Source organism: Streptomyces sp. NPDC053069 (assembly GCF_044546895.1).
Classification (GTDB): domain Bacteria; phylum Actinomycetota; class Actinomycetes; order Streptomycetales; family Streptomycetaceae; genus Streptomyces.
The window spans coordinates 60532-79992 of record NZ_JBITZN010000023.1; the positions used below are offsets into that span (position 1 = coordinate 60532).

General features: G+C 72.2%; 18 protein-coding genes. 9 read left to right on the plus strand and 9 right to left on the minus strand.

Annotation, left to right across the window (positions count from 1 at the left end; all coding sequences use genetic code 11):
• Positions 1-8: 8 nt before the first annotated feature.
• Together ACIGXP_RS37465 and ACIGXP_RS37470 are read right to left on the minus strand one after the other, a co-directional pair.
• Entirely contained in the window at positions 9-935 is a 927-nt protein-coding gene (locus ACIGXP_RS37465; RefSeq protein ID WP_399776124.1) for an LLM class F420-dependent oxidoreductase, read from the minus strand.
• Positions 932-2155 (minus strand): amidohydrolase family protein, encoded by a 1224-nt coding sequence (locus tag ACIGXP_RS37470; protein ID WP_399776126.1) that lies wholly within the window; start codon positions 2153-2155, stop codon positions 932-934. The genes ACIGXP_RS37465 and ACIGXP_RS37470 overlap by 4 nt, the downstream gene beginning before the upstream one ends.
• A 189-nt stretch (positions 2156-2344) precedes the next feature.
• On the opposite strand from ACIGXP_RS37470, the gene ACIGXP_RS37475 reads away from it, so the two are divergent.
• Positions 2345-5320: a BTAD domain-containing putative transcriptional regulator gene (locus ACIGXP_RS37475; protein WP_399776128.1), complete on the plus strand. Its 2976-nt coding sequence runs from the start codon at positions 2345-2347 to the stop codon at positions 5318-5320.
• Positions 5321-5526: 206 nt separating this feature from the next.
• Positions 5527-5700 (plus strand): hypothetical protein, encoded by a 174-nt coding sequence (locus tag ACIGXP_RS37480; protein WP_399776129.1) that lies wholly within the window; start codon positions 5527-5529, stop codon positions 5698-5700.
• Between the two features lie 171 nt (positions 5701-5871).
• Here ACIGXP_RS37480 and ACIGXP_RS37485 read toward each other — a convergent pair whose 3' ends face one another.
• The gene (locus ACIGXP_RS37485) at positions 5872-7479 is read right to left on the minus strand and encodes a FadD3 family acyl-CoA ligase (RefSeq protein ID WP_399776131.1); all 1608 of its coding nucleotides are present in this window, start codon (positions 7477-7479) and stop codon (positions 5872-5874) included.
• A gap of 84 nt (positions 7480-7563) precedes the next feature.
• Between ACIGXP_RS37485 and ACIGXP_RS37490 the strand changes: the two genes are divergently transcribed.
• From ACIGXP_RS37490 to ACIGXP_RS37500, 3 genes are read left to right on the plus strand one after another with little or no spacing between them, the layout of a single operon-like run.
• Entirely contained in the window at positions 7564-8718 is a 1155-nt protein-coding gene (locus ACIGXP_RS37490; RefSeq protein WP_399776133.1) for a lipid-transfer protein, read from the plus strand.
• Between the two features lie 6 nt (positions 8719-8724).
• Positions 8725-9135 (plus strand): Zn-ribbon domain-containing OB-fold protein, encoded by a 411-nt coding sequence (locus ACIGXP_RS37495; RefSeq protein ID WP_399776135.1) that lies wholly within the window; start codon positions 8725-8727, stop codon positions 9133-9135.
• Positions 9132-9908, plus strand: coding sequence for an enoyl-CoA hydratase/isomerase family protein (locus ACIGXP_RS37500; RefSeq protein ID WP_399776137.1), 777 nt, complete (start codon positions 9132-9134; stop codon positions 9906-9908). Before ACIGXP_RS37495 ends, ACIGXP_RS37500 begins: the two co-directional genes overlap by 4 nt.
• A gap of 4 nt (positions 9909-9912) precedes the next feature.
• Here the strand turns inward: ACIGXP_RS37500 and ACIGXP_RS37505 are convergent, their stop codons facing one another.
• The 3 genes from ACIGXP_RS37505 to ACIGXP_RS37515 form a co-directional block, all read right to left on the minus strand.
• The gene (locus tag ACIGXP_RS37505) at positions 9913-10320 is read right to left on the minus strand and encodes a hypothetical protein (RefSeq protein WP_399776139.1); all 408 of its coding nucleotides are present in this window, start codon (positions 10318-10320) and stop codon (positions 9913-9915) included.
• Between the two features lie 122 nt (positions 10321-10442).
• Positions 10443-12803 carry a PQQ-binding-like beta-propeller repeat protein gene (locus ACIGXP_RS37510; protein ID WP_399776141.1) on the minus strand — a complete coding sequence of 787 codons (2361 nt, stop codon included), beginning with the start codon at positions 12801-12803 and terminating at the stop codon, positions 10443-10445.
• A gap of 188 nt (positions 12804-12991) precedes the next feature.
• Positions 12992-13744 carry a VOC family protein gene (locus ACIGXP_RS37515; protein WP_363215187.1) on the minus strand — a complete coding sequence of 251 codons (753 nt, stop codon included), beginning with the start codon at positions 13742-13744 and terminating at the stop codon, positions 12992-12994.
• 122 nt (positions 13745-13866) lie between these two features.
• On the opposite strand from ACIGXP_RS37515, the gene ACIGXP_RS37520 reads away from it, so the two are divergent.
• A complete protein-coding gene (locus tag ACIGXP_RS37520; protein WP_399776144.1) occupies positions 13867-14514 on the plus strand; it encodes a TetR family transcriptional regulator in 648 nt (215 codons plus the stop codon).
• Positions 14515-14600: 86 nt separating this feature from the next.
• Here ACIGXP_RS37520 and ACIGXP_RS37525 read toward each other — a convergent pair whose 3' ends face one another.
• Complete coding sequence (locus ACIGXP_RS37525) at positions 14601-15053, minus strand: Lrp/AsnC family transcriptional regulator (protein WP_363215185.1); 453 nt, start codon at positions 15051-15053, stop codon at positions 14601-14603.
• Between the two features lie 82 nt (positions 15054-15135).
• On the opposite strand from ACIGXP_RS37525, the gene ACIGXP_RS37530 reads away from it, so the two are divergent.
• Positions 15136-15753 (plus strand): LysE family translocator, encoded by a 618-nt coding sequence (locus tag ACIGXP_RS37530; RefSeq protein WP_363215184.1) that lies wholly within the window; start codon positions 15136-15138, stop codon positions 15751-15753.
• Positions 15754-15830: 77 nt separating this feature from the next.
• Here the strand turns inward: ACIGXP_RS37530 and ACIGXP_RS37535 are convergent, their stop codons facing one another.
• A complete protein-coding gene (locus tag ACIGXP_RS37535) occupies positions 15831-16310 on the minus strand; it encodes a nitroreductase family deazaflavin-dependent oxidoreductase (RefSeq protein ID WP_363215183.1) in 480 nt (159 codons plus the stop codon).
• Positions 16310-17509: an acyl-CoA dehydrogenase family protein gene (locus ACIGXP_RS37540; protein ID WP_399776147.1), complete on the minus strand. Its 1200-nt coding sequence runs from the start codon at positions 17507-17509 to the stop codon at positions 16310-16312. The genes ACIGXP_RS37535 and ACIGXP_RS37540 overlap by 1 nt, the downstream gene beginning before the upstream one ends.
• A 76-nt stretch (positions 17510-17585) precedes the next feature.
• Between ACIGXP_RS37540 and ACIGXP_RS37545 the strand changes: the two genes are divergently transcribed.
• Positions 17586-18758 (plus strand): thiolase C-terminal domain-containing protein, encoded by a 1173-nt coding sequence (locus ACIGXP_RS37545; protein WP_399776149.1) that lies wholly within the window; start codon positions 17586-17588, stop codon positions 18756-18758.
• Positions 18759-18783: 25 nt separating this feature from the next.
• Positions 18784-19452 carry a pyridoxal 5'-phosphate synthase gene (locus ACIGXP_RS37550; protein ID WP_399776151.1) on the plus strand — a complete coding sequence of 223 codons (669 nt, stop codon included), beginning with the start codon at positions 18784-18786 and terminating at the stop codon, positions 19450-19452.
• Positions 19453-19461: the final 9 nt, after the last annotated feature.

Genomic DNA, 19461 nt, shown 5'->3' on the forward strand with positions numbered 1-19461 from the left:
CATCCTCCTCATGTGAGCCGGGGTGCGACCTCCGCCCCGAACAGCCCGATCTGCTCGATGAGTTCGGCGCGGCTCCGGCTGCGGAACCGCACCTGGATCCGGTCCACGCCCATCGCCGGATACGCCCGCAGCGACTCGGCGATCTCCTCCGGCGCCCCGGCGAGGGTCCGCCGCCCGACCTCCCAGCCGGGCCGCCCGACGTACAGCGGCTCGGCGATGGCGCCGACGGTGAACGGCCCCTCGATGCCGTGGTCCGCGCGCAGCTGCCGTATCCGCTCGATCTGCGCGGGCAGCCGCTCCCGCGGATCCCCCTGGGGCAGCCAGCCGTCCCCCTTCAGCGCGGCCCGGCGTACGGCGGCGGGCGAGGAGCCGCCGACCCAGAGGGGGACGTACGGCTGCGCGGGCCGGGGCCGCTGGCCGAGCCCGGCGAAGTCGTAGGTCTTCCCGTGGTGCTCGGGGAACTCCTCCGCTCCCAGGGCGGCCCGCAGCGCGTCGATCACCTCGTCCAGCACGGCCCCGCGCCGCTCGAAGTCCGCCCCGAGCGCCTCGAACTCCTCCCGCACATGCCCCGCCCCCACCCCGAGGATCAGCCGGCCGCCGGAGAGGTGGTCGAGGGTGGCGTACTGCTTGGCGGTGAGCAGCGGGTGCCGCAGCCCCACGACGGCCACATGGCTGAGCAGCCGGACGCGCTCGGTCACGGCGGCGAGGTGGGCGAGAGTGGCGACGGGGTCGTACCAGACCGTGCTCATGGCGGGGGCGAGCCGGCGCGGGACGCCCACGTGATCGCAGCAGGCGAGGTAGTCGAACCCGGCGCTGTCCACCGCCCGCGCGACGGCCACCAGGTCCTTCGGACCGGCCCCGGCCTCCCAGTCTTCCGCGAACAGGGTGCTCTGCGCCTGAACGGGCAGCTGGATGCCGTACGCCGGGGCGCTCACCGCCACAGGCCCTGCGGGGTGAGGCCCAGCAGCTCGATGGCGTTCCCCCGTACGATCCGCTCGACCACGTCCGCCGCCAGATGCCCCATCTGGGCCTCGCCGACCTCGCGGGACTTCGGCCAGGTGGAGTCGGAGTGCGGGTAGTCGGTCTCGTACAGGACGTTGCCGACTCCGATGGCGTCCAGGTTCCTGAGCCCGAAGGCGTCGTCGAAGAAGCAGCCGTAGACATGCCCGGCGAACAGTTCGGACGGCGGCCGGCGGACCTTGTCGGCGACGCCGCCCCACCCCCGGTTCTCCTCCCACACCACGTCCGCGCGCTCAAGGATGTACGGGATCCACCCGATCTGCCCCTCGGCGTACATGACCTTGAGCTGCGGGAACCGCTCGAACTTGCCGCTCATCAACCAGTCCACCATCGAGAAGCAGCAGTTGGCGAAGGTGATGGTGGAGCCCACGGCGGGCGGTGCGTCGGCCGAGGTGGAGGGCATACGGCTGCTGGAGCCGATGTGCATGGCGACGACCGTGCCGGTCTCGTCGCAGGCGGCGAGGAACGGGTCCCAGTCGTCGGTGTGGACGGACGGCAGGCCGAGGTGCGGGGGTATCTCGGAGAACGCGACGGCCCGCACTCCCCGCGCCGCGTTCCGCCGGACCTCCTGGGCGGCCAGCCCGGCGTCCCAGAGGGGAATGAGGGTGAGCGGTAGGAGCCGGCCGTGCGCGTCCGGCCCGCACCACTCCTCCACCATCCAGTCGTTGTAGGCACGGACGCAGAGCAGCGCGAGCTCCTTGTCCCGCGCTTCCGTGAAGGTCTGCCCGCAGAAGCGGGGGAAGGTGGGGAAGCAGAGGGCGGACTGGACGTGGTTGACGTCCATGTCGGCGAGCCGGGCGGGCACGTCGTACGACCCGGCCCGCATCTGCTCGTACGTGATGACCTCCAGTCTGACCTCGTCCCGGTCGCACCCGACGGCGGTGTCGAGGCGGGTGAGGGGCCGCCGCAGATCTTCATAGACCCACCAGTCTCCGAGGGGCCCCTCGGTGCTGCCGGGTTCGCCCATGACGGGCTTGAAGCGCCCGCCGAGGAAGGTCATCTCCTTCAGCGGAGCGCGCACGATCCGGGGCCCGACGTCCCGGTACTTCCTCGGCAACCGGTCCTGCCACACACCGGCGGGCTCCACGGTGTGGTCGTCGACGGAGATGATCAGCGGGAACTGTGTGGTCTCCATGAGCCTCACCGTAGCGCTGATCTGACGGCCCGTCAGCTACCGTGTCCGCCCCCGGGACTGCGGAGAGCGTGTGAGGGCTTTGTGGACTGAGCCGCACCACCCCACGAACGGCGTCTCCCCCGGCTGACGGAACCGCCCCGAACAAGGCAAACTGACGGGGTTGTTCGAGATGTCGAGGGGGACGAGCGCATGGATGGTGGGCCGCGAGTGCCTGAACAGCGGCGTCCCGGCTCCGTGACCGTCACGGAGCAGGCGGCGCTGCGGTTCGGCGTGCTCGGTCCGGTGCGGGCCTGGCGCGGCGAGGAACAGCTCAGCACGGGCTCCCCCCAGCAGCGCGCCCTGCTGGCCGCCCTGCTGCTGCGCGAGGGCCGTACGGCGACGGCACCGGAGCTGATCGACGCGGTGTGGGGCACCGAGCCCCCGTCGCAGGCGCTTGCGGCGGTGCGTACGTACGCGTCGAGGTTGCGGAAGATCCTGGACCCCGGAGTCCTGGTCAGCGAGTCCGGCGGGTACGCGGTGCGTTCGCCGGGCGAGGGCGCCCTCGACCTGGCGGTCGCGCAGGACCTGGCGGCGGAGGCGGAGAAGGCACGGGCCGCCGGCGACCTGTGCCGGGCCCGGGACCTGCTGAACCGGGCCCTGTCCCTCTGGGACGGCGAGGCCCTGGCCGGCGTCCCCGGCCCGTACGCCGAGACCCAGCGGGTCCGCCTGGAGGAATGGCGCCTCGGCCTGCTGGAGTCCCGCCTGGACATGGACCTGGAGCAGGGCTGCCACGCGGAGGCGGTCTCCGAACTGACGGCACTGACGGCGGCGCACCCCCTGCGTGAACGCCTGCGCGAGCTCCTGATGCTGGCCCTGTACCGCAGCGGCCGGCAGGCGGAGGCCCTGGCGGTCTACGCCGACACCCGCCGCCTGCTGGCCGAGGAACTGGGCGTGGACCCGCGCCCCGGCCTGCGGGAACTGCAGCAGCGCATCCTCCAGGCGGACCCGGCCCTGGCGGAGCCGTCGTCCCCCGCGGCAGAACCCGCGGTGGTCCCCGTCCGCCCCGCCCAGCTTCCCGCCTCCGTCCCCGACTTCACCGGCCGCGCGGCCTTCGTCGACGAACTCAGCGAGGTGCTGTCGTCGGCGTCGGAGGCATCGGGGACGACGGGCCGGGTGATGGCGGTCTCGGCCCTGGCCGGCATCGGCGGCGTCGGCAAGACGACCCTGGCGGTGCACGTGGCCCACCGGGCGCGGGGCACCTTCCCGGACGGCCAGCTGTACGTGGATTTGCAGGGCGCGGGCCCCCGTCCCGCCGAACCGGAGACGGTACTGGGCTCCTTCCTGCGCGCGCTGGGCACATCGGACACGGCGATCCCGGACAGCCTGGAGGAACGCGCGGCCCTCTACCGCTCCGTCCTGGACGGCCGCCGGGTCCTGGTCCTGCTGGACAACGCGAAGGACGCGGCACAGGTACGCCCGCTGCTGCCCGGCACGGAGGGCTGCGCGGCCCTGGTGACGTCCCGGGTCCGCATGCTCGACCTGGCCGGGGCGCACCTGGTCGACCTGGACGTGATGTCCCCGGACGAGGCACTGGCCCTGTTCACGAGGATCGTGGGCGAGGAGCGGGTGGCGGCGGAACGCGAGTCCGCCCTGGACGTGGTGGCGGCGTGCGGCTTCCTCCCGCTGGCGATCCGCATCGCAGCCTCCCGCCTGGCAGCCCGCCGCACCTGGACGGTCTCGGTCCTGGCGGCGAAGCTCGCGGACGAACGCCGCCGCCTGGACGAACTCCAGGCCGGTGACCTGGCGGTCAAGGCCACCTTCGAGCTGGGCTACGGCCAGCTCGAACCGGCCCAGGCCCGCGCGTTCCGCCTGCTGGGCCTGGCCGACGGCCCCGACATCTCCCTGGCCGCCGCGGCGGCGGTCCTGGACCTCCCCGTGGAGGAGACGGAGGACCTCCTGGAGTCCCTGGTGGACACCTCCCTGCTGGAGTCGGCAGCTCCCGGCCGCTACCGCTTCCACGACCTGGTCCGGCTCTACGCGCGTGCGTGCGCGGAGCGGGACGAGCAGCCGCCGAGCGAGCGGGAGGCTGCGATGTCGCGTTTGCTGGACTTCTATCTGGCTACGGCGGCACAGGTGTACGCCATCGAACGGCCTGGAGATCGGTTGGTTGATCACTTGCAGCCGACCGAGTATCCGGGGTTGAGCTTCAAGGACCGGCATCGCGCTCAGGACTGGCTGTATGCGGAGGCGATCTGCTTGCTGGCCTGTGTGCGGCAGTTGACGGCTCCGGACCACTTGAGGCGTGCCGTCGACCTGTTGTGGGCTGCCATCGATTTGACCGAGTCGGGCGCCAACTCCCGCGAGTACGTCGCCACGGCGGCCTCCATACGCGCTGCTGCACACGCTGCAGCCGATCAGCGGGCAGAGGCCCGCGCTCTCGTTACCGTTGCCAACGGCCATCACCTGACAGGTCGCTTCGAGCTGGCAGACGAAGAAGCCACTGAAGCCCTCCGCCTGGCTGACTCCGCGGGAGACCCTCTGCCCCGTTGCTGGGCGTCCAACATGCTCGGCATCATCGCGCTCTACCAAGGCCATTTCGAAGACGGCGAGAAGCATCTGACGCGCGCCATCGACAGCTTCCGCTCCTGCGGAGATCGCCCCGGAGAAGCCAGCGCCCTGTGCAACCTTTCGCGGATTCGGCTGGCGATGGGACAGACCACGAGCGCCGTGGCCCTGGCTCAGCAGGGAACCGACATGTACGACGACATGGGGCATGCACTGAAAGGCGCCAACGGGCGGTATGCGCTGGGTCTCGCGCTCACCCAGTGCGGCCGACACGAGCACGCTGCCGAGCGCCTCGAGGAGGCCCTCTCGGTGTTCCGTGACAGCCGCATGCGTCTGTGGGAGGGAATGACTCTCTTCCGTCTCGCGGAACTCGACTTGGCGGCCAGCCGTCCGGCGCAGGCCGCGACCAACGCCGAGACGGCGCTGGCCCTTCTCCGGGGGGTCGGCGGTGAATGGCGGCGCGGCAATGTACTCACCGTGCTCGGCCGCGCCCTCGACGGCATTGGGCAGTCCGGCCGCGCGCAGGTCTGCTGGGAGGAAGCCCTGCAGATCTTCGATGCGTTGAACGCCTCGGAGGCCGAGGAGGTACGGGCCCTTCTCACGCCCCGTGCCATCGTCTGATCGAGCGCATTTATGCGTTCATCGTTCGTTTATCGCACCACGGCATTCTCGTTCGTGTCGATCCGTCGCGTCGGGGGGCAGGCGGGCCGGCCAGCGGCCGCACCGTAAGGTGTAGCGGCCCGGAGGCACCCGTCCGGCGGCCCTCGGGGGAGCTGCCGGACGGGGTCTTCTAGCGCACCGCAACGTACTTTCAGGGGAGCAGAGTCATGAGCAACGAGAACACGCCCACGGCAGCGGCCACGAACACCGAGGCGGCCGAGGTGACCACGCTGAACAGCCACGCCACCATCGAGCCGGCAAAGATCACCAACCTCGCCTCCGGCGAGACCACCGGCGAAGCCACGCCGGACAACTCTCACGCCACCGACGAGAAGGCCTGACGGGAGACCTTCCACCACACGGGGATCGGCCGCGGCGGCGCGGAGGGGGAGCCGTCGCGGCCGAGGTGTGTCCGGGGGCAGGCCTGGGCCCGATGCCGCGAACCGTCGGCACGGGGGAGAAGCTAGTGGGCGGCCCCACGGCAACCTCCCCGCCCCGCCACTGAACGCCCCTCACCCCCTCCCCCGCAAAACCCCCTTCACCACCTTCCCGCTCGCGTTCCGTGGGAGTTCGCCCATGAACTCCACCGACCTCGGCACCTTGTAGTTCGCCATCTCGCGGCGGGACCAGGCGATCAGGTCGTCGCAGGTCAGGGTCGAGCCGGGTCTGCGCACCACGTACGCCTTGGCGACCTCGCCCAGCCGGGCGTCGGGCACGCCGATCACCGCCACGTCGGCCACGTCCGGATGGAGGCCCAGAAGCTGCTCTATCTCCGCCGGGTAGGCGTTGAAGCCGCCGACGATGAACATGTCCTTGATGCGGTCGGTGATGCGCAGGTTGCCCCGCTCGTCCAGGACGCCCACGTCGCCCGTGTGCAGCCAGCCGTCCGGGGAGATCACCTCGGCCGTGGCCGCCGGGTCGCCGTAGTAGCCCCGCATGACGTTGAAGCCCCGGACCAGGACCTCGCCCGCCTCACCGGGCGGTACCGGCTCCCCGGTCGCGTCGGCCAGCCGCACCTCCGTGCCGGGGATCGCACGGCCGGAGGTGGACGCGATCACCGACGGGTCGTCGCCGCGCCGGCACATCGTGACGATGCCGCTCGCCTCGGAGAGACCGTACGCGGTGAGGACCGTGTCGACGCCCAGTTCGCCGTGCAGGCGCTCCACCAGCCGGAGCGGCACCACCGCCGCGCCCGTCACCACCAGCCTCAGCGCCGACAGGTCGTGAGCGTCCCGGGACGGGTGGTCCAGCAAGGACTGGTGGAGAGTCGGCGGGCCCGGCAACACCGACACCCGCTCGGCCGCGATGTTCGCCAGTGCCGTCTCCACGTTGAACACCGGCTGCGGGATCATCGTCGCCCCGCGCATCAGGCAGGCGATCACCCCGGCCTTGTAGCCGAAGGTGTGGAAGAAGGGGTTGATGATCAGGTAGCGGTCGTCCTCGCGCAGGCCTGCCAGGTCCGCCCAGATCTCGTACGCCCGCAGCGTCTGGTTGTGCGTGATCATCGCGCCCTTGGGGCGGCCCGTCGTACCCGACGTGTAGATGATGTCCGACAGTGCCGAGCCGTCCAACTGCCGCCGTCGTGAGTCCACTTCCGCCCCGGCCACCCCTTCGCCCGCCGCCAGGAAGTCCTTCCACGTGCGGAATTCCGGTGGCGCGTCCTCCGAGAGGACCACCACCTCCTGCAGTTCCGGCAGCCCGGGCAGCGGGCCCACGTCGAGCCCCGCCCCCGGCGCCCCCTCGCCCGCCGCCCTCCGCAGGCTCGCCACGTACGACGTCCCCAGAAAGGTGCCGGTGACGAACAGCAGCCTCGCCCCGCTGCGGCGCAGTACGTCCGTGGCCTCCGCGCCCTTGAAGCGGGTGTTGAGCGGTACCAGGACCGCGCCCGCCGTCACCGCGCCGAGGGCCGCCGTGATCCAGTCCAGGGAGTTGGGGGCCCAGACCGCGACCCGGTCGCCCGGCTCCACCCCGCTCGCCAGGCAGGCCGCCGCCGCCCGCTCCACCCGGGCGCCCAGTTGCGCGTACGTGATCCTCGTACGGCCCTCGACCACCGCCTCCGTGCCCGCGTACCGCTCGGCCGACCACCGCACCAGCTCCGGGATGGTTCCCCAGTCACGCATAACGCCCTCCACCCAGCTAGCTGACTGACCGTCAGATTAGCGGTAACCTGACGGACTGTCAGCCAGTGGAAGGGGGCCACACCCATGGCAGGACCAGGCCTGAAGGACGCCACCGCCATCGTCGGGATCGGGCAGACCGCCTTCGCCAAGCACCTTCCCGAGGACGAGAAGACGCTCGCCTGCCGGGCCGTGCTCGCCGCGCTCGACGACGCGGGGCTGACGCCCGGCGAGGTCGACGCGCTCGCCTCCTACACGATGGAGGAGACCGACGAGGTGGAGCTGGCGAAGGCTGTGGGATTCGGGGACCTGACCTTCTTCAGCAAGGTGGGGTACGGCGGTGGCGGGTCCTGTGCCACCGTCGCGCATCTCGCCGCCGCCATCGCCTCCGGGCAGGCCACCGTCGGCGTGGCGTGGCGGTCGCGCAAGCGCGGCAGCGGACCCCGGCCCTGGACCAACACCACGGTCCAGCTGCCCACTCCGGCCCAGTGGACCCGCCCCTTCGGCCTCCTCCGGCCGGCGGACGAGATAGCCATGCTCACCCGGCGCTACATGCACGAGTACGGCGCCACCCGCGATCACCTCTTCAACATCGCCCTCGCCTGCCGGAACCGGGCCAATCAGAACCCGGCCGCCGTGATGTACGAACGGCCGCTGACCCGCGAGATGTACATGACCTCCCGGTGGATCAGCGAGCCGCTGTGCCTCTTCGACAACTGCCTGGAGACGGACGGGGCCCTCGCGTGTGTGGTCGTCGGGCGGGAGCGGGCCCGGGACTGCCGCCAGGCACCCGTCTATGTCCACTCCGCCGCCCAGGGGCTGCCCGCCCAGCACCACGGCATGGTCAACTACTGGAACGACGACCCCCTCACCGGCCCCGCCTGGACCGCGGCCCGGCATCTGTGGAAGTACGCCGACTTCACCCCGGACGACGTGGACGTGGCGCAGATCTACGACGCGTTCACCGCCCTCGTCCCGCTCTCCCTGGAGGGGTACGGCTTCTGCGGGAGAGGGGAGGGCGGGGCGTTCACCGAGGGCGGCACCCTGGAGATCGGGGGGCGGCTGCCCCTCAACACCGGCGGGGGCGGGCTCTCCGAGGCCTATGTGCACGGCTTCAACCTCATCAACGAAGGGGTGAAGCAGCTGCGCGGAACCAGTACCGCGCAGGTTCCGGGGGCCGCCACCTGTCTGGTCACCGCGGGGGAAGGCGTTCCGACCTCCGCTCTGCTGCTGAGGAGTTGATCCGGCGTGCTGACTCCCGTCACCGACACCGACGGCGCCCCCTTCTGGGAGTACGCGGCCCGCGGCGAACTGCGCGTCCAGGCCTGCGGCGACTGCGGTGAGCCCCGCTTCCCGCCCCGTCCTTGCTGCCCGCACTGCCGGTCCTTCTCGCACGAGTGGCGGCTCACCGGCGGACGCGGGCGGATCTGGTCGTACGTCGTGCCCCATCCGCCCCTCCTCCCCGACTACGCGGAACAGGCGCCGTACAACGTGGCCGTCGTGGAGCTGGAGGACGCCCCGCGCATCCGGCTGGTGGGGAACGTCGTCACCCATGCCGGCGCGCCCCTCAATTCCTGTGACCCACGAGGACTGAGGGTCGGCGCGCGGGTGCACGTCGTCTTCGGGGACGGCGGGCTGCCGCAGTGGGTGCTCGCGTGAGCACCGTACGGGTCGACGCCGACAAGGACACCGGCGTCGCCGTCGTCACCCTGAACCGGCCGCACAAGCTCAATGCCATCGACATGGAGATGGTGCGCGAACTCGCCGGGACCTGGCGCGCCTTGCGGTTCGACGACTCCGTGCGGGCCGTCGTGCTCACCGGGGCCGGCGAGCGGGCCTTCTCCACCGGGATCGACCGGGACGTCGTCGTGCCGCAGCCCTCGTCGCCGTACATGCAGGACGATCCGCTGCTCGGCGTCGGGCCGAAGGCGAACGACCTGTGGAAGCCGGTGGTGGCCGCGGTGCGGGGGATGGCCTGCGGTGGGGCCTTCTATCTGCTGGGCGAGAGCGAGTTCGTCGTCGCGGACACCACGGCCGCCTTCTTCGATCCGCACACGACGTACGGCATGGTCAGCGCGTACGAGTCCGTGCTCATGGCCCAGCGGATGCCCTACGGGGAGGTCGCGCGGATGATGCTCATGGGGACGGCCGAGCGGATCTCCGCCGAGCGCGCCCATGCCGTCGGGCTCGTGTCCGAACTCACCGAGCCCGGAGGGGCGTTGGAGGCGGCCGTGCGCTGTGCCACCGTCATCGCCGGGTATCCGTCGGAGGGAGTACAGGGGACGGTACGGGCCCTGTGGGCGGCGAAGGAGGCGGGCCGTGCGCAGGCCTACGCGCAGGCGCCGCATCTCGTCGCGCTGGGCAACCTGCCGGCCGAGCGGCAGGCGGAGCTGTTCGCGGGGCGGGGGCGGGGCGGGTTCCGGACGCGGTGAGCCGTCACCTCTCGACGGTGGCGTTCCGCTGGGGCTCACAGTGGTCGAGACGGGCGAAGTAGGCCTTGTTGAACGGGATCTTGGCGGTCTGCTTGCCGTTGGCGGGGACGGTGACGTCCACGTCGTCGAAGTCGATGAACTTGGAGCGCTTGTCCTTGTAGAAGACCGTCACCGAGAAGGTGGCGCTGGTGTCGTTCGGGTTGGTGACCTCGACCGTCACGTGCGGCTTCTTCCTGGTCGCGCAGCTGATCAGCTTCACCGTGGCGTCCTGGAGGTAGTCGCCGCCACTGGTGCTGTGGCTGCTCCCGTAGTGACGGCTGCTGCGGTGCTTCCCTGTCGAGAAGCCCGTCAGAGCCAGGATCACGAACATGACCACGGCCGTGAACTTGAGTGTCCGCCCCCGTGAGTTCATGCGATCACCCTAATGGCGGATCGATCACCGTGGCAGGGGTCCCGTACCCGGGGTAGCGTCAGTCCTGAGACGGCCGCCGTCCGGAGCCCTTCCGTGTAACCGGTGCGACGGCCGTCACGCACTCACGCGGTCCGCGCCGTTCCCGTCCCCTTCTCCGCGTCCAGCGCGTACACGCACCGGTCCTTGCTGCACGCGTACACCACCCCGTCCTTGACCACCGGGGAGCCGGTGATCTCACCGCCGGTGGCGAGCTTCCATCGGAGCCGGCCGTCGTCGGCCTTCAACGTGTACAGAAGATGATCCGTGGAACCGAAGTGGATGCGGCCCTCGGCCACCGCGGGGGCACCCACCACGTCGCCGCCCGCCTGGAAGCGCCACTTGGGCGTGCCGGTGACCGCGTCCAGGGTGTACAGGCCCTTGCCGCTGCCGACATGGACGTGGCCGGCCGCCACGAGCACCGGTTCGACGGAGGAGCGGGCCTCGGTGGCGATGCGCCAGCGGTCGCGGCCGTCGGTGGCGTCGAGGGCGTAGACCGTGCCGAGGTAGTCCGCGAGGTACACGCCGCCGCCGGTCACCGCCGGGCCGGGGGTGAAGGCGGGCGGGGACAGGAAGACCGCGGGCGCCTCGAAGTGCCAGCGGACCATGCCGCTCGCCGCCTCGACGGCGAGCACACGGGTGCCGGCCGAGACGTAGACGTAGCCGTCCGGCGCCGGGGCGAGGCGGACCGGTACGCCGCCGCAGGAGGCGGCGTCGCCGACCGGGTACGACCAGCGCTCCTCGCCGGTGCGGGCCTCCAGGGCGCGCAGCCGGGCGTCCTGCCAGACGTAGACCGTGCCGTCGTGGACCAGCGGGCCGGCCTCGGGGGACTCGAAGTCGGTCTGGCAGCCGGCGATCTCCCACAGCTTCTGCCCGTTCGCGGCCTCCCAGGCCTGGACACCGCCGCCCCGGGTGCCGGTGACGACCGTGCCGCGGTCGGCCTTGAGGGAGTACACCCAGGCGTCCGTGGACAGCCGCCACAGGTCGGTGCCCTCGCGGGCGTCCAGGGCGAACAGGGTCGGGCCGTCGGAGGCGTGGATACGGCCGTCCGCCACCGCCATCGACCAGGCGACGTCCCTCGTCTTGAAGCGGCGGCGGCCGGTGCCCACGTCCAGGGCGTGCACCTCGAAGGAGGTGACGTAGACCAGGTCGCCGTCGACGGCGGGGGTCCCCCAGACCTCGTTGGACATGCGGAACCGCCAGGGCCGCCAGCCGCTCGCCGTCTCCGGGGGCTGGGGCGGGACGGGCGGTACGGCGGAGCCTACGGCAGGGTCCGTGCCGGCGACGCCGGTGCGCGGGCGGGACCAGCTGGCGACCAGCCCGGCCTCCGGCGGGGGCGCCTTGACGGCCGCGGCGCGGGCGTCGGCGACGCGCGGGCCCGGCCCGATGGGCACCTGGGCGCCGGCCAGCCGGACCGGGCCGGTGTCGGGCACGACGGCGGAAGCGACGGCGGGCACGGGCGGGTCGTACGGGGGCGGCGGGGGCACGGCCGAGCGGCCGCCGCTCCGGGGGCCGCCGGTCGGCGCCGGGGCGGGCTTGACGGCGGGTCGGCCGCCACGGCCCCGGGCCTCGATGAGGGCGACCGCCTTGTCGGGCAGCCAGGCCGAGGCGGTGCCGCTGTCGTCGGAACCGGAACCGAAGAGATGGGGAGCCAGCTGGGCCTGGAGGTCGGCCGGGGTGGGCCGGGCGGGGGCCTCCATCTGCATACAGGCCTCGATCAGCGGGCGCAGCTCGTCGGGCAGACCGGTGAGGTCGGGGCCCTCGCGCAGCAGCATGAAGACCGTCTCGACCGGGTTGGCGCCGTGGAAGGGCGGGTGGCCGGTGGCCGCGAAGACGAGGGTGGAGCCGAGCGAGAAGACATCGCTGGCGCCGGTGACGCTGCGGGAGTCCTTGGCCTGCTCCGGGGACATGTAGGCGGGGGTGCCGACGGCGACGTTCGTCATGGTCAGGCGCGTGTTCGAGACGCCGGAGGCGATACCGAAGTCGATCACCCGGGGGCCGTCCTCGACCACGAGCACGTTCGACGGCTTCAGGTCGCGGTGGACGAGCCCCGCGCCGTGGATGGACTGGAGGGCTTCCGCCACGCCCGCGGCGAGCCAGCGCACGGCCTGGGCCGGGAGCGGCCCGCAGTCGTTCACTATCTCCTCCAGGGAGGGCGCGGGGACGTACGCGGTCGCGAGCCAGGGCACGGCGGCGCGCGGGTCGGCGTCGACCACGGCGGCCGTGTAGAAGCCGGAGACCGCACGGGCCGCCTCCACCTCGCGGGTGAAGCGGACCCGGAACAGCTGGTCCTCGGCCAGCTCGGTGCGCACCGTCTTGATCGCCACGCGCCGGCCGGACGCCGAGCGCGCGAGATAGACCAGCCCCATGCCGCCGGCGCCCAGCCGGCCCAGCACCTCGAACGGCCCGATCCGCCGCGGATCGTGCTGCGTCAGCTGATCCACCACTTGCCTGCCACCTCCCCGTACGAGCCGCGCCATCCATATATGTACGCGACCGAAGTGCAGCGTCTCACCACCGCACCGCCGTGGCGGCACGCACCCCGATTCTTCCTGGCCGGGCCGCTGGTTGCGAACCCGGTGAGAAGAGGGGTGTCTCCCCGCAAACCCATCCAAAGTCCAACCAATCGGACGGATCAGCGCTGCAGCAGTGCGAACGACGCCCCCTGATTGTCGGTGACGACGGCCACGCTTCCGTACGACGTCTCGAAGGGTGGCGCCTGCACCCGGCCGCCGAGCCGCTGTACGGCCCCGAGCGCGTCGTCGAGGTCCGCGACCCGGAAGTGGGTGAGGAAGTGCGGGGGCATCTCGGCTGGGAAGACCTCGGTGACATGGGCGCGCCCGAAGTCGGGCTCGGCACCCGCACCGAAGAGGGCCTCGTGGAAGAGGCCGCCGTAGAAGGCGTTGGCGGCGGCGGTGTCCCGGGTGTACAGCTCGGCCCAGACGAAGGTGCCGGGCTCGTGCCGCCGGCCGAAGCCGCGGTGGCGGCCCGGCTGCCACAGCCCGAACACCGCGCCCTCGGGGTCGGCGGCGAGGGCGGCGACCCCGAGGTCGCCCACCGGGAACGGGGCCATGACCACCTGCCCACCGGCCTCGGTGATCCGCCGGCCGAGGGCCCCGGCGTCCGGGGTGGCGAAGGAGACCGTCCAGACGGTGGGCATACGGCCGTCGATCTTGGGGGCCAGCGAGGCGACGGGCTCCCCCTCCAGCCGGGCCCACACCGAGGAGCCGTAGGCGTCCTCGAAGGACCACCCGAAGAGCTCACCGTAGAACCGCTTGCCGGCCTCGACGTCGGCGAGCTGGGCGTCCACCCAGCAGGGAACGCCCTCCCCGTACACCTCTCCCGCCTCTTCCGCCGCTTCATTCCCGGATGCCCTGTTTTCGGCCATGCGGTCAAAGTAACCGGGCCGCGCGCACCGCGCAGACCAGGCACACCACCCCCAGAGGGCCCGTGCACCCCATTTGCACTCGGCCGAATCGCGCTCCGATCACCCCTCGGTAAGCTGACGGCATGACAGGACAAGTGCGTACCGTCGACGGCCGCGTGGCCGGCCGGCGTGGGCAGGCGACCCGGCAGAAGCTGCTCGACTGCCTCAGCGAGATGCTCAGCTCCTCCCCCTACCGGGACGTCAAGGTCATCGATGTCGCCCGGAAGGCGGGCACTTCGCCCGCGACCTTCTATCAGTACTTCCCGGACGTCGAGGGCGCCGTCCTGGAGATCGCCGAGCAAATGGCGGCTGAGGGCGCGGGATTGACCGAACTGCTCGAAGGCCGGTCCTGGGCCGGGAAGTCGGGATGGCAGACCGCGCAGGAACTCGTGGACGGCTTCCTGGAGTTCTGGCGCAAGAACGACGCGATCCTGCGCGTGGTCGACCTCGGCGCGGCCGAGGGGGACAAACGGTTCTACAAGCTCCGTATGAAGATCCTGAACTCGGTGAACAACTCCCTGTCCGACTCCATCGCCGAGCTGCAGTCCAAGGGCAGGGTCGACAAGGACGTGAACCCGGCGGCGGTGGCCGGTTCGCTGGTCGCGATGCTCGCGGCGGTGGCGGCGCACCAGAAGGGATTCTCGTCCTGGGGTGTGAAGCAGGCCGAACTCAAGCCGAATCTCGCCCTGTTGGTCCATCTGGGTGTGACAGGAAAGAAGCCGAGCAAGTAGGAAACCGTCTCTTTCCGGGCCCAAGTCCTGTCTTGGCAGGCGGTGGTTCACCCGCGATCACGCGCGGTGGGCCACCGCCTGCTCCGCTATGCGGGCAGCGGCCGGTCCCGTACGACGTGTTTCATCACCAGCGTCGAGGTCAGCCGCTGCACTCCGGGCAGGGTCGCGAGCCGCTCGTCGTACAGCCGCTGGAAGGCCGCGAGGTCGGCGGTGGCGACCCGGAGCAGGTAGTCGGGCTCGCCGAACAGCCGCTGGGCGTCCAGCACGTGATCCAGTTCGCCGACCGCCCGCTCGAACTCGGCGACCGTGTCCCGGTCCTCCTGCCGCATGGACACGAACACCAGCGCCTCGAAGGTCAGCCCGAGCGCCGCCGCGTCCACCACCGCCCGGTACCCCTGGATGGCACCGGAGCGCTCCAGCTCACGCAGTCGCCGATGGCAGGGCGAGACACTGAGCCGCACCCGTGCGGCCAGCTCGGTCACGGTCAGCCGCCCGTCCTGCTGCAGCTCGGCAAGGATTTTCCGGTCCACGTCGTCCATGGGACAAATCTTCCCTCAATGTACGAGACAGCGGGCAAATTTCGGGAACACTTTCGAGCCATTCACGCCTAATGTCCCCACCATGGACTCGGGACTGCTCTTCTCCTACCTCGCCGTGGACCTGCTGCTGGTGTGTGTACCGGGCGCCGACTGGGCGTACGTCATCGCGACCGCCCTGCGCGGCCGCCCTGTGTCGCGCGCGGTGGCCGGCCTGGTCAGCGGCTATGCCCTGCACACGGCCCTGGCGACGGCGGGCCTCGCGGTCCTGGTGGCGGGCTCGCCCCGACTGCTGACGGCCCTGACGGTGGCGGGCGCCGGTTATCTGCTGTGGCTGGGCTGGGACGTCCTGCGCCGGCCGGCCGTACCGGGCGCGGACGACGCCTCACCGGCCGAGGACAGGCTCTTCCTCAGGGGCGCCACGATCAGCGGACTGAACCCCAAGGGCCTGCTGCTCTACCTCTCCGTCCTCCCCCAGTTCCTCACCCTCCGCGGCCCCCACCTGCCCGTGGCCGCCCAGACGGCGGCGCTGGGCCTGCTCCACATGGCGTGCTGCGCGGTGGTCTACCTCACGGTCGGCGCGTTGGCGCGTGCGCTGCTTTCCGCGAGGCCGGCCGCGGCGCGGGCGGTGACGCGGACGTCGGGGGCGGCGATGCTGGGGATCGGGGCGTTTTTGCTGGTGGAGCGGTTGGCGACGCTTTAGCTCCGCACGGGGTGCCCCGACCTGCCGTCCGGCGGCTGCGGCATCGTCGGGGCCGGTCGCGCAGTTCCCCGCGCCCCTCAGGGAGCCGCAGCGATCCGGAACAGCCGGATCTCCCGGTCCACCCGGGCCTGGTAGGTGGCGTACGGCGGCCAGAACGTCAGCAGCGCCTGCCAGGCCGCGGCCCGCTCCTCCCCCGTGAGCAGCCGGGCGGTGACGGGAATGTCCTGCCCCTTCCAGCTGATCGATGCCTCCGGGTGGGCGAGCAGGTTGTGGCTCCAGGCGGGATGCCCCGGCCGCCCGAAGTTGGAGCCGACGAGCAGCCAGCTCCTGCCGTCCTCCTCCGGCATACACGCCAGCGGAGTCCTGCGGAGCTGTCCGCTGCGGGCGCCGGTGGAGGTGAGGATCACCCCGGGCAGCAGCTGGGCGCTGAGCAGGATCCGGCCCCGGGTGAGCCGGTGCACGGCCCGGTCGAGCGCCGGCACCACATGCGGGGCGACCCTCGCGAAGGCCCGGGTGGACGACACCCGCTGTACGAACCGCACGCCGAGCCCGGCCATCAGACCGCCACCTCGCCGCCCGCGAAGAGACCGGCGACCTCGGCCGCCCGGTCCCGCAGCCGGTGCACGGGCCCGAACAGCAGCTCGTCCCCGGCCGCCCGCTTGAAGTACAGCTGCGCGTCGTGCTCCCAGGTGAACCCGATCCCGCCATGCAGCTGGATCCCCTCGGCGGCGGCAAGATGCAGCGCCTCCAGGGCCTGAGCGAGCGCGAGCCCACCGGATCGCTCCCCCTGGGCGCCGGACCACGACCCGGCATCCCACGCGGAGCAGTACGCCGCCGACCGAGCCGCCTGCACCGCCACATACACATCCGCCAGCCGGTGCTTCACCGCCTGGAAGGACCCGACGGGCCGCCCGAACTGCTCGCGCTGTCCGACGTACTCCACGGTCCGCTCCAGCACCCGGTCGGCCGCCCCGACGGCCTCGCAGGCGAGCACGGCCGCGGCCGACTCCCCGAGCGCGGCGAGGGCGGGCAGTACGTCCACATCCTCCTCGCCGAGCAATTCCGCCCGCACATCCCGCAGTTGCACACGTCCCTGCGGCCGGGTGGCGTCGAGCGCGGTCTGCCGGGTCCGTACGACACCGGGCGCGTCCCCCGGCACCAGGAACAGCAGGGTCCGGGACCGGGCGAAACCCCCGGTGTGCGCGGCGACGAGCAGCAGCTCCGCGCTGTGCCCGTCCAGTACCTGGTCGGCCTGCCCGTACAGCCGCCAGTCGCCGTCGGCGCGCCGGGCCTGGACCCCGCCGGCCCGTCCGCCGCCGGCGCAGAAGCCGCCGTTGTCGCCGGTCAGGGCGAGGGCCGTGGTGAGGGCGGGGCCGGGGACGGCGAGGGCGGCGGTGCGGGTGCCGGCGGCCAGGCGCGGCAGCAGTCCGGCGCGCTGGGCCGGTGTCCCCAGCGCGAGGATCAGCGGGGCGGTGAGGACGGAGGTGGCGAGCAGCGGGGAGGGGGCGAGGGAGCGGCCGGTCTCCTCGCAGGCGAGGGCCAGTTCGGTGACCGAGCAGCCGACACCGCCGTACCGCTCGGGCAGCGCGAGCCCCGGCAGGCCGAGCCGGCCGGCGAGGGCGGACCACAGGAGGGGGTCGTGGCCGGACGGGCTGTCGACGGCGGTCCGCAGCTCCGCCGGGCCGCACCGCTTGTCCAACAGCTCGCGCAGGGTGCGGCGGATCTCGTCCTGCTCGGCGGTGAGGCGCGTGTCCATGGCTCTTCCCTCCGGATCTGACGGACCGTCATATTAGGAGTCCGGGATCGACAAGCACAGGGGAAGGTGGGCTCTGATGACTCCGGGAAGCCGGAAAGTCGCCGTGGTGGGCGTCTCGCTCTCCGACTGCGGACGCGTGACCGACGCCACCCCCTACACACTGCACGCGCAGGCGGCCCGGCGCGCCCTGGCCGACGCGGGCCTCGGCCGTGAGGTGGTGGACGGAGTCGCCTCCGCCGGCCTCGGCACCCTGGCCCCCGTGGAGGTGGCCGAGTATCTGGGCCTGCGCCCCACCTGGGTGGACTCCACCTCGGTCGGCGGCTCGACCTGGGAGGTCATGGCGGCGCACGCGGCGGACGCGATAGCGGCGGGCCACGCGAACGCCGTCCTCCTCGTCTACGGCTCGACGGCACGGGCGGACATCAGGGCGGGCCGCAGAACGGGCGACCTCTCCTTCGGCGCCCGCGGCCCGCTGCAGTTCGAGGTTCCCTACGGCCACACCCTGATCGCCAAGTACGCGATGGCCGCCCGCCGCCACATGATCGAGCACGGCACGACCGCCGAGCAGCTGGCCGAGGTGGCGGTCCAGGCCCGGGCCAACGCGGCCCTGAACCCGGAGGCGATGTTCCGCGACCCGATCACGGTCGACGACGTCCTCTCCGGCCCGATGATCGCCGACCCCTTCACCAAGCTGCACTGCTGCCTGCGCTCGGACGGCGGCGCGGCAGTGCTGCTGGCGGCCGAGGAGTACGTGCGGGACTGCCGTACGGCACCGGTCTGGATCCTCGGCACCGGCGAGCACGTCTCGCACGCGGCGATGTCCGAGTGGCCCGACTTCACGGTGTCCCCGGCGGCGGTGAGCGGCCCCCTCGCCTTCGAGCGGGCCGGGGTGCGCCCCGCCGAGATCGACTTCGCGGAGATCTATGACGCCTTCACCTACATGACCCTGGTGACCCTGGAGGACCTGGGTTTCTGCGCGAAGGGCGAGGGCGGGGCGTTCGTGGAGAAGGGCCGGCTGCTGGTGCGGGGCGGAGAGCTGCCGGTCAACACCGACGGGGGTGGGCTGTCCGCCCAGCACCCCGGCATGCGCGGGCTGTTCCTGCTGGTGGAGGCGGTACGGCAGCTGCGCGGCGAGGGCGGGGAGCGTCAAGTCCGGGCGGCGGACGGCGCGTTGCCGCGGCTCGGGGTCGCCTCCGGGACCGGGGGGTGGTTCTGCTCGTCGGGGACGGTGGTGCTGGGCCGGGACTGAGCGGGCACCGGGCGATACTCGCCCCATGGAACAACACGATCTGGAGGCACTGCTCCGCTCACTGCGGGTCTGGGCCCCCGGGGCGACCGAGCTGCGCCCCTTCGACCCGGACACCGCCCCGCCGACCCCGCTGGCGCTGTTCACGAGCTGGTTCGCGGACGCGGTGGCGGCGGGGCAGCCGGAGCCGCACACGATGTCGCTGGCCACGGTGGACGGGGAGGGGAAGCCGGACGTACGGATCGTGATGCTGCACGGCGCCGACCCGGACGGCTGGTCCTTCGCCACACACCGCTCCAGCCGCAAGGGCCGGGCCCTCGGCACCCACCCGTACGCGGCGCTGGCCTTCTACTGGCCGGTGCTGGGCCGCCAGGTGCGGGTGCGCGGGCCGGTGACGGCGGCGCCGGCCCGGGAGAGCCAGGCGGATCTGCACGCCCGCTCGACGGGGGCGCTGGCCGCGGCGCTCACCGGCCGGCAGAGCGAGGAGCTGTCCTCGCTGGAGGAGCTGCGGCGGGCGTCGCAGACGGCTTGGGAGCGGGCCCGCGAGAACCCGGCCGAACCGTCCCCGACCTGGACGCTGTACCGGCTGCACCCCGAGACGGTGGAGTTCTTCCAGGGCGACCCCGACCGGCGCCACGTACGCCTGGAGTACCGCAGCACGGAGTTCGGCTGGAGCAGGGCGCTGCTGTGGCCGTGAGGTCCTCCC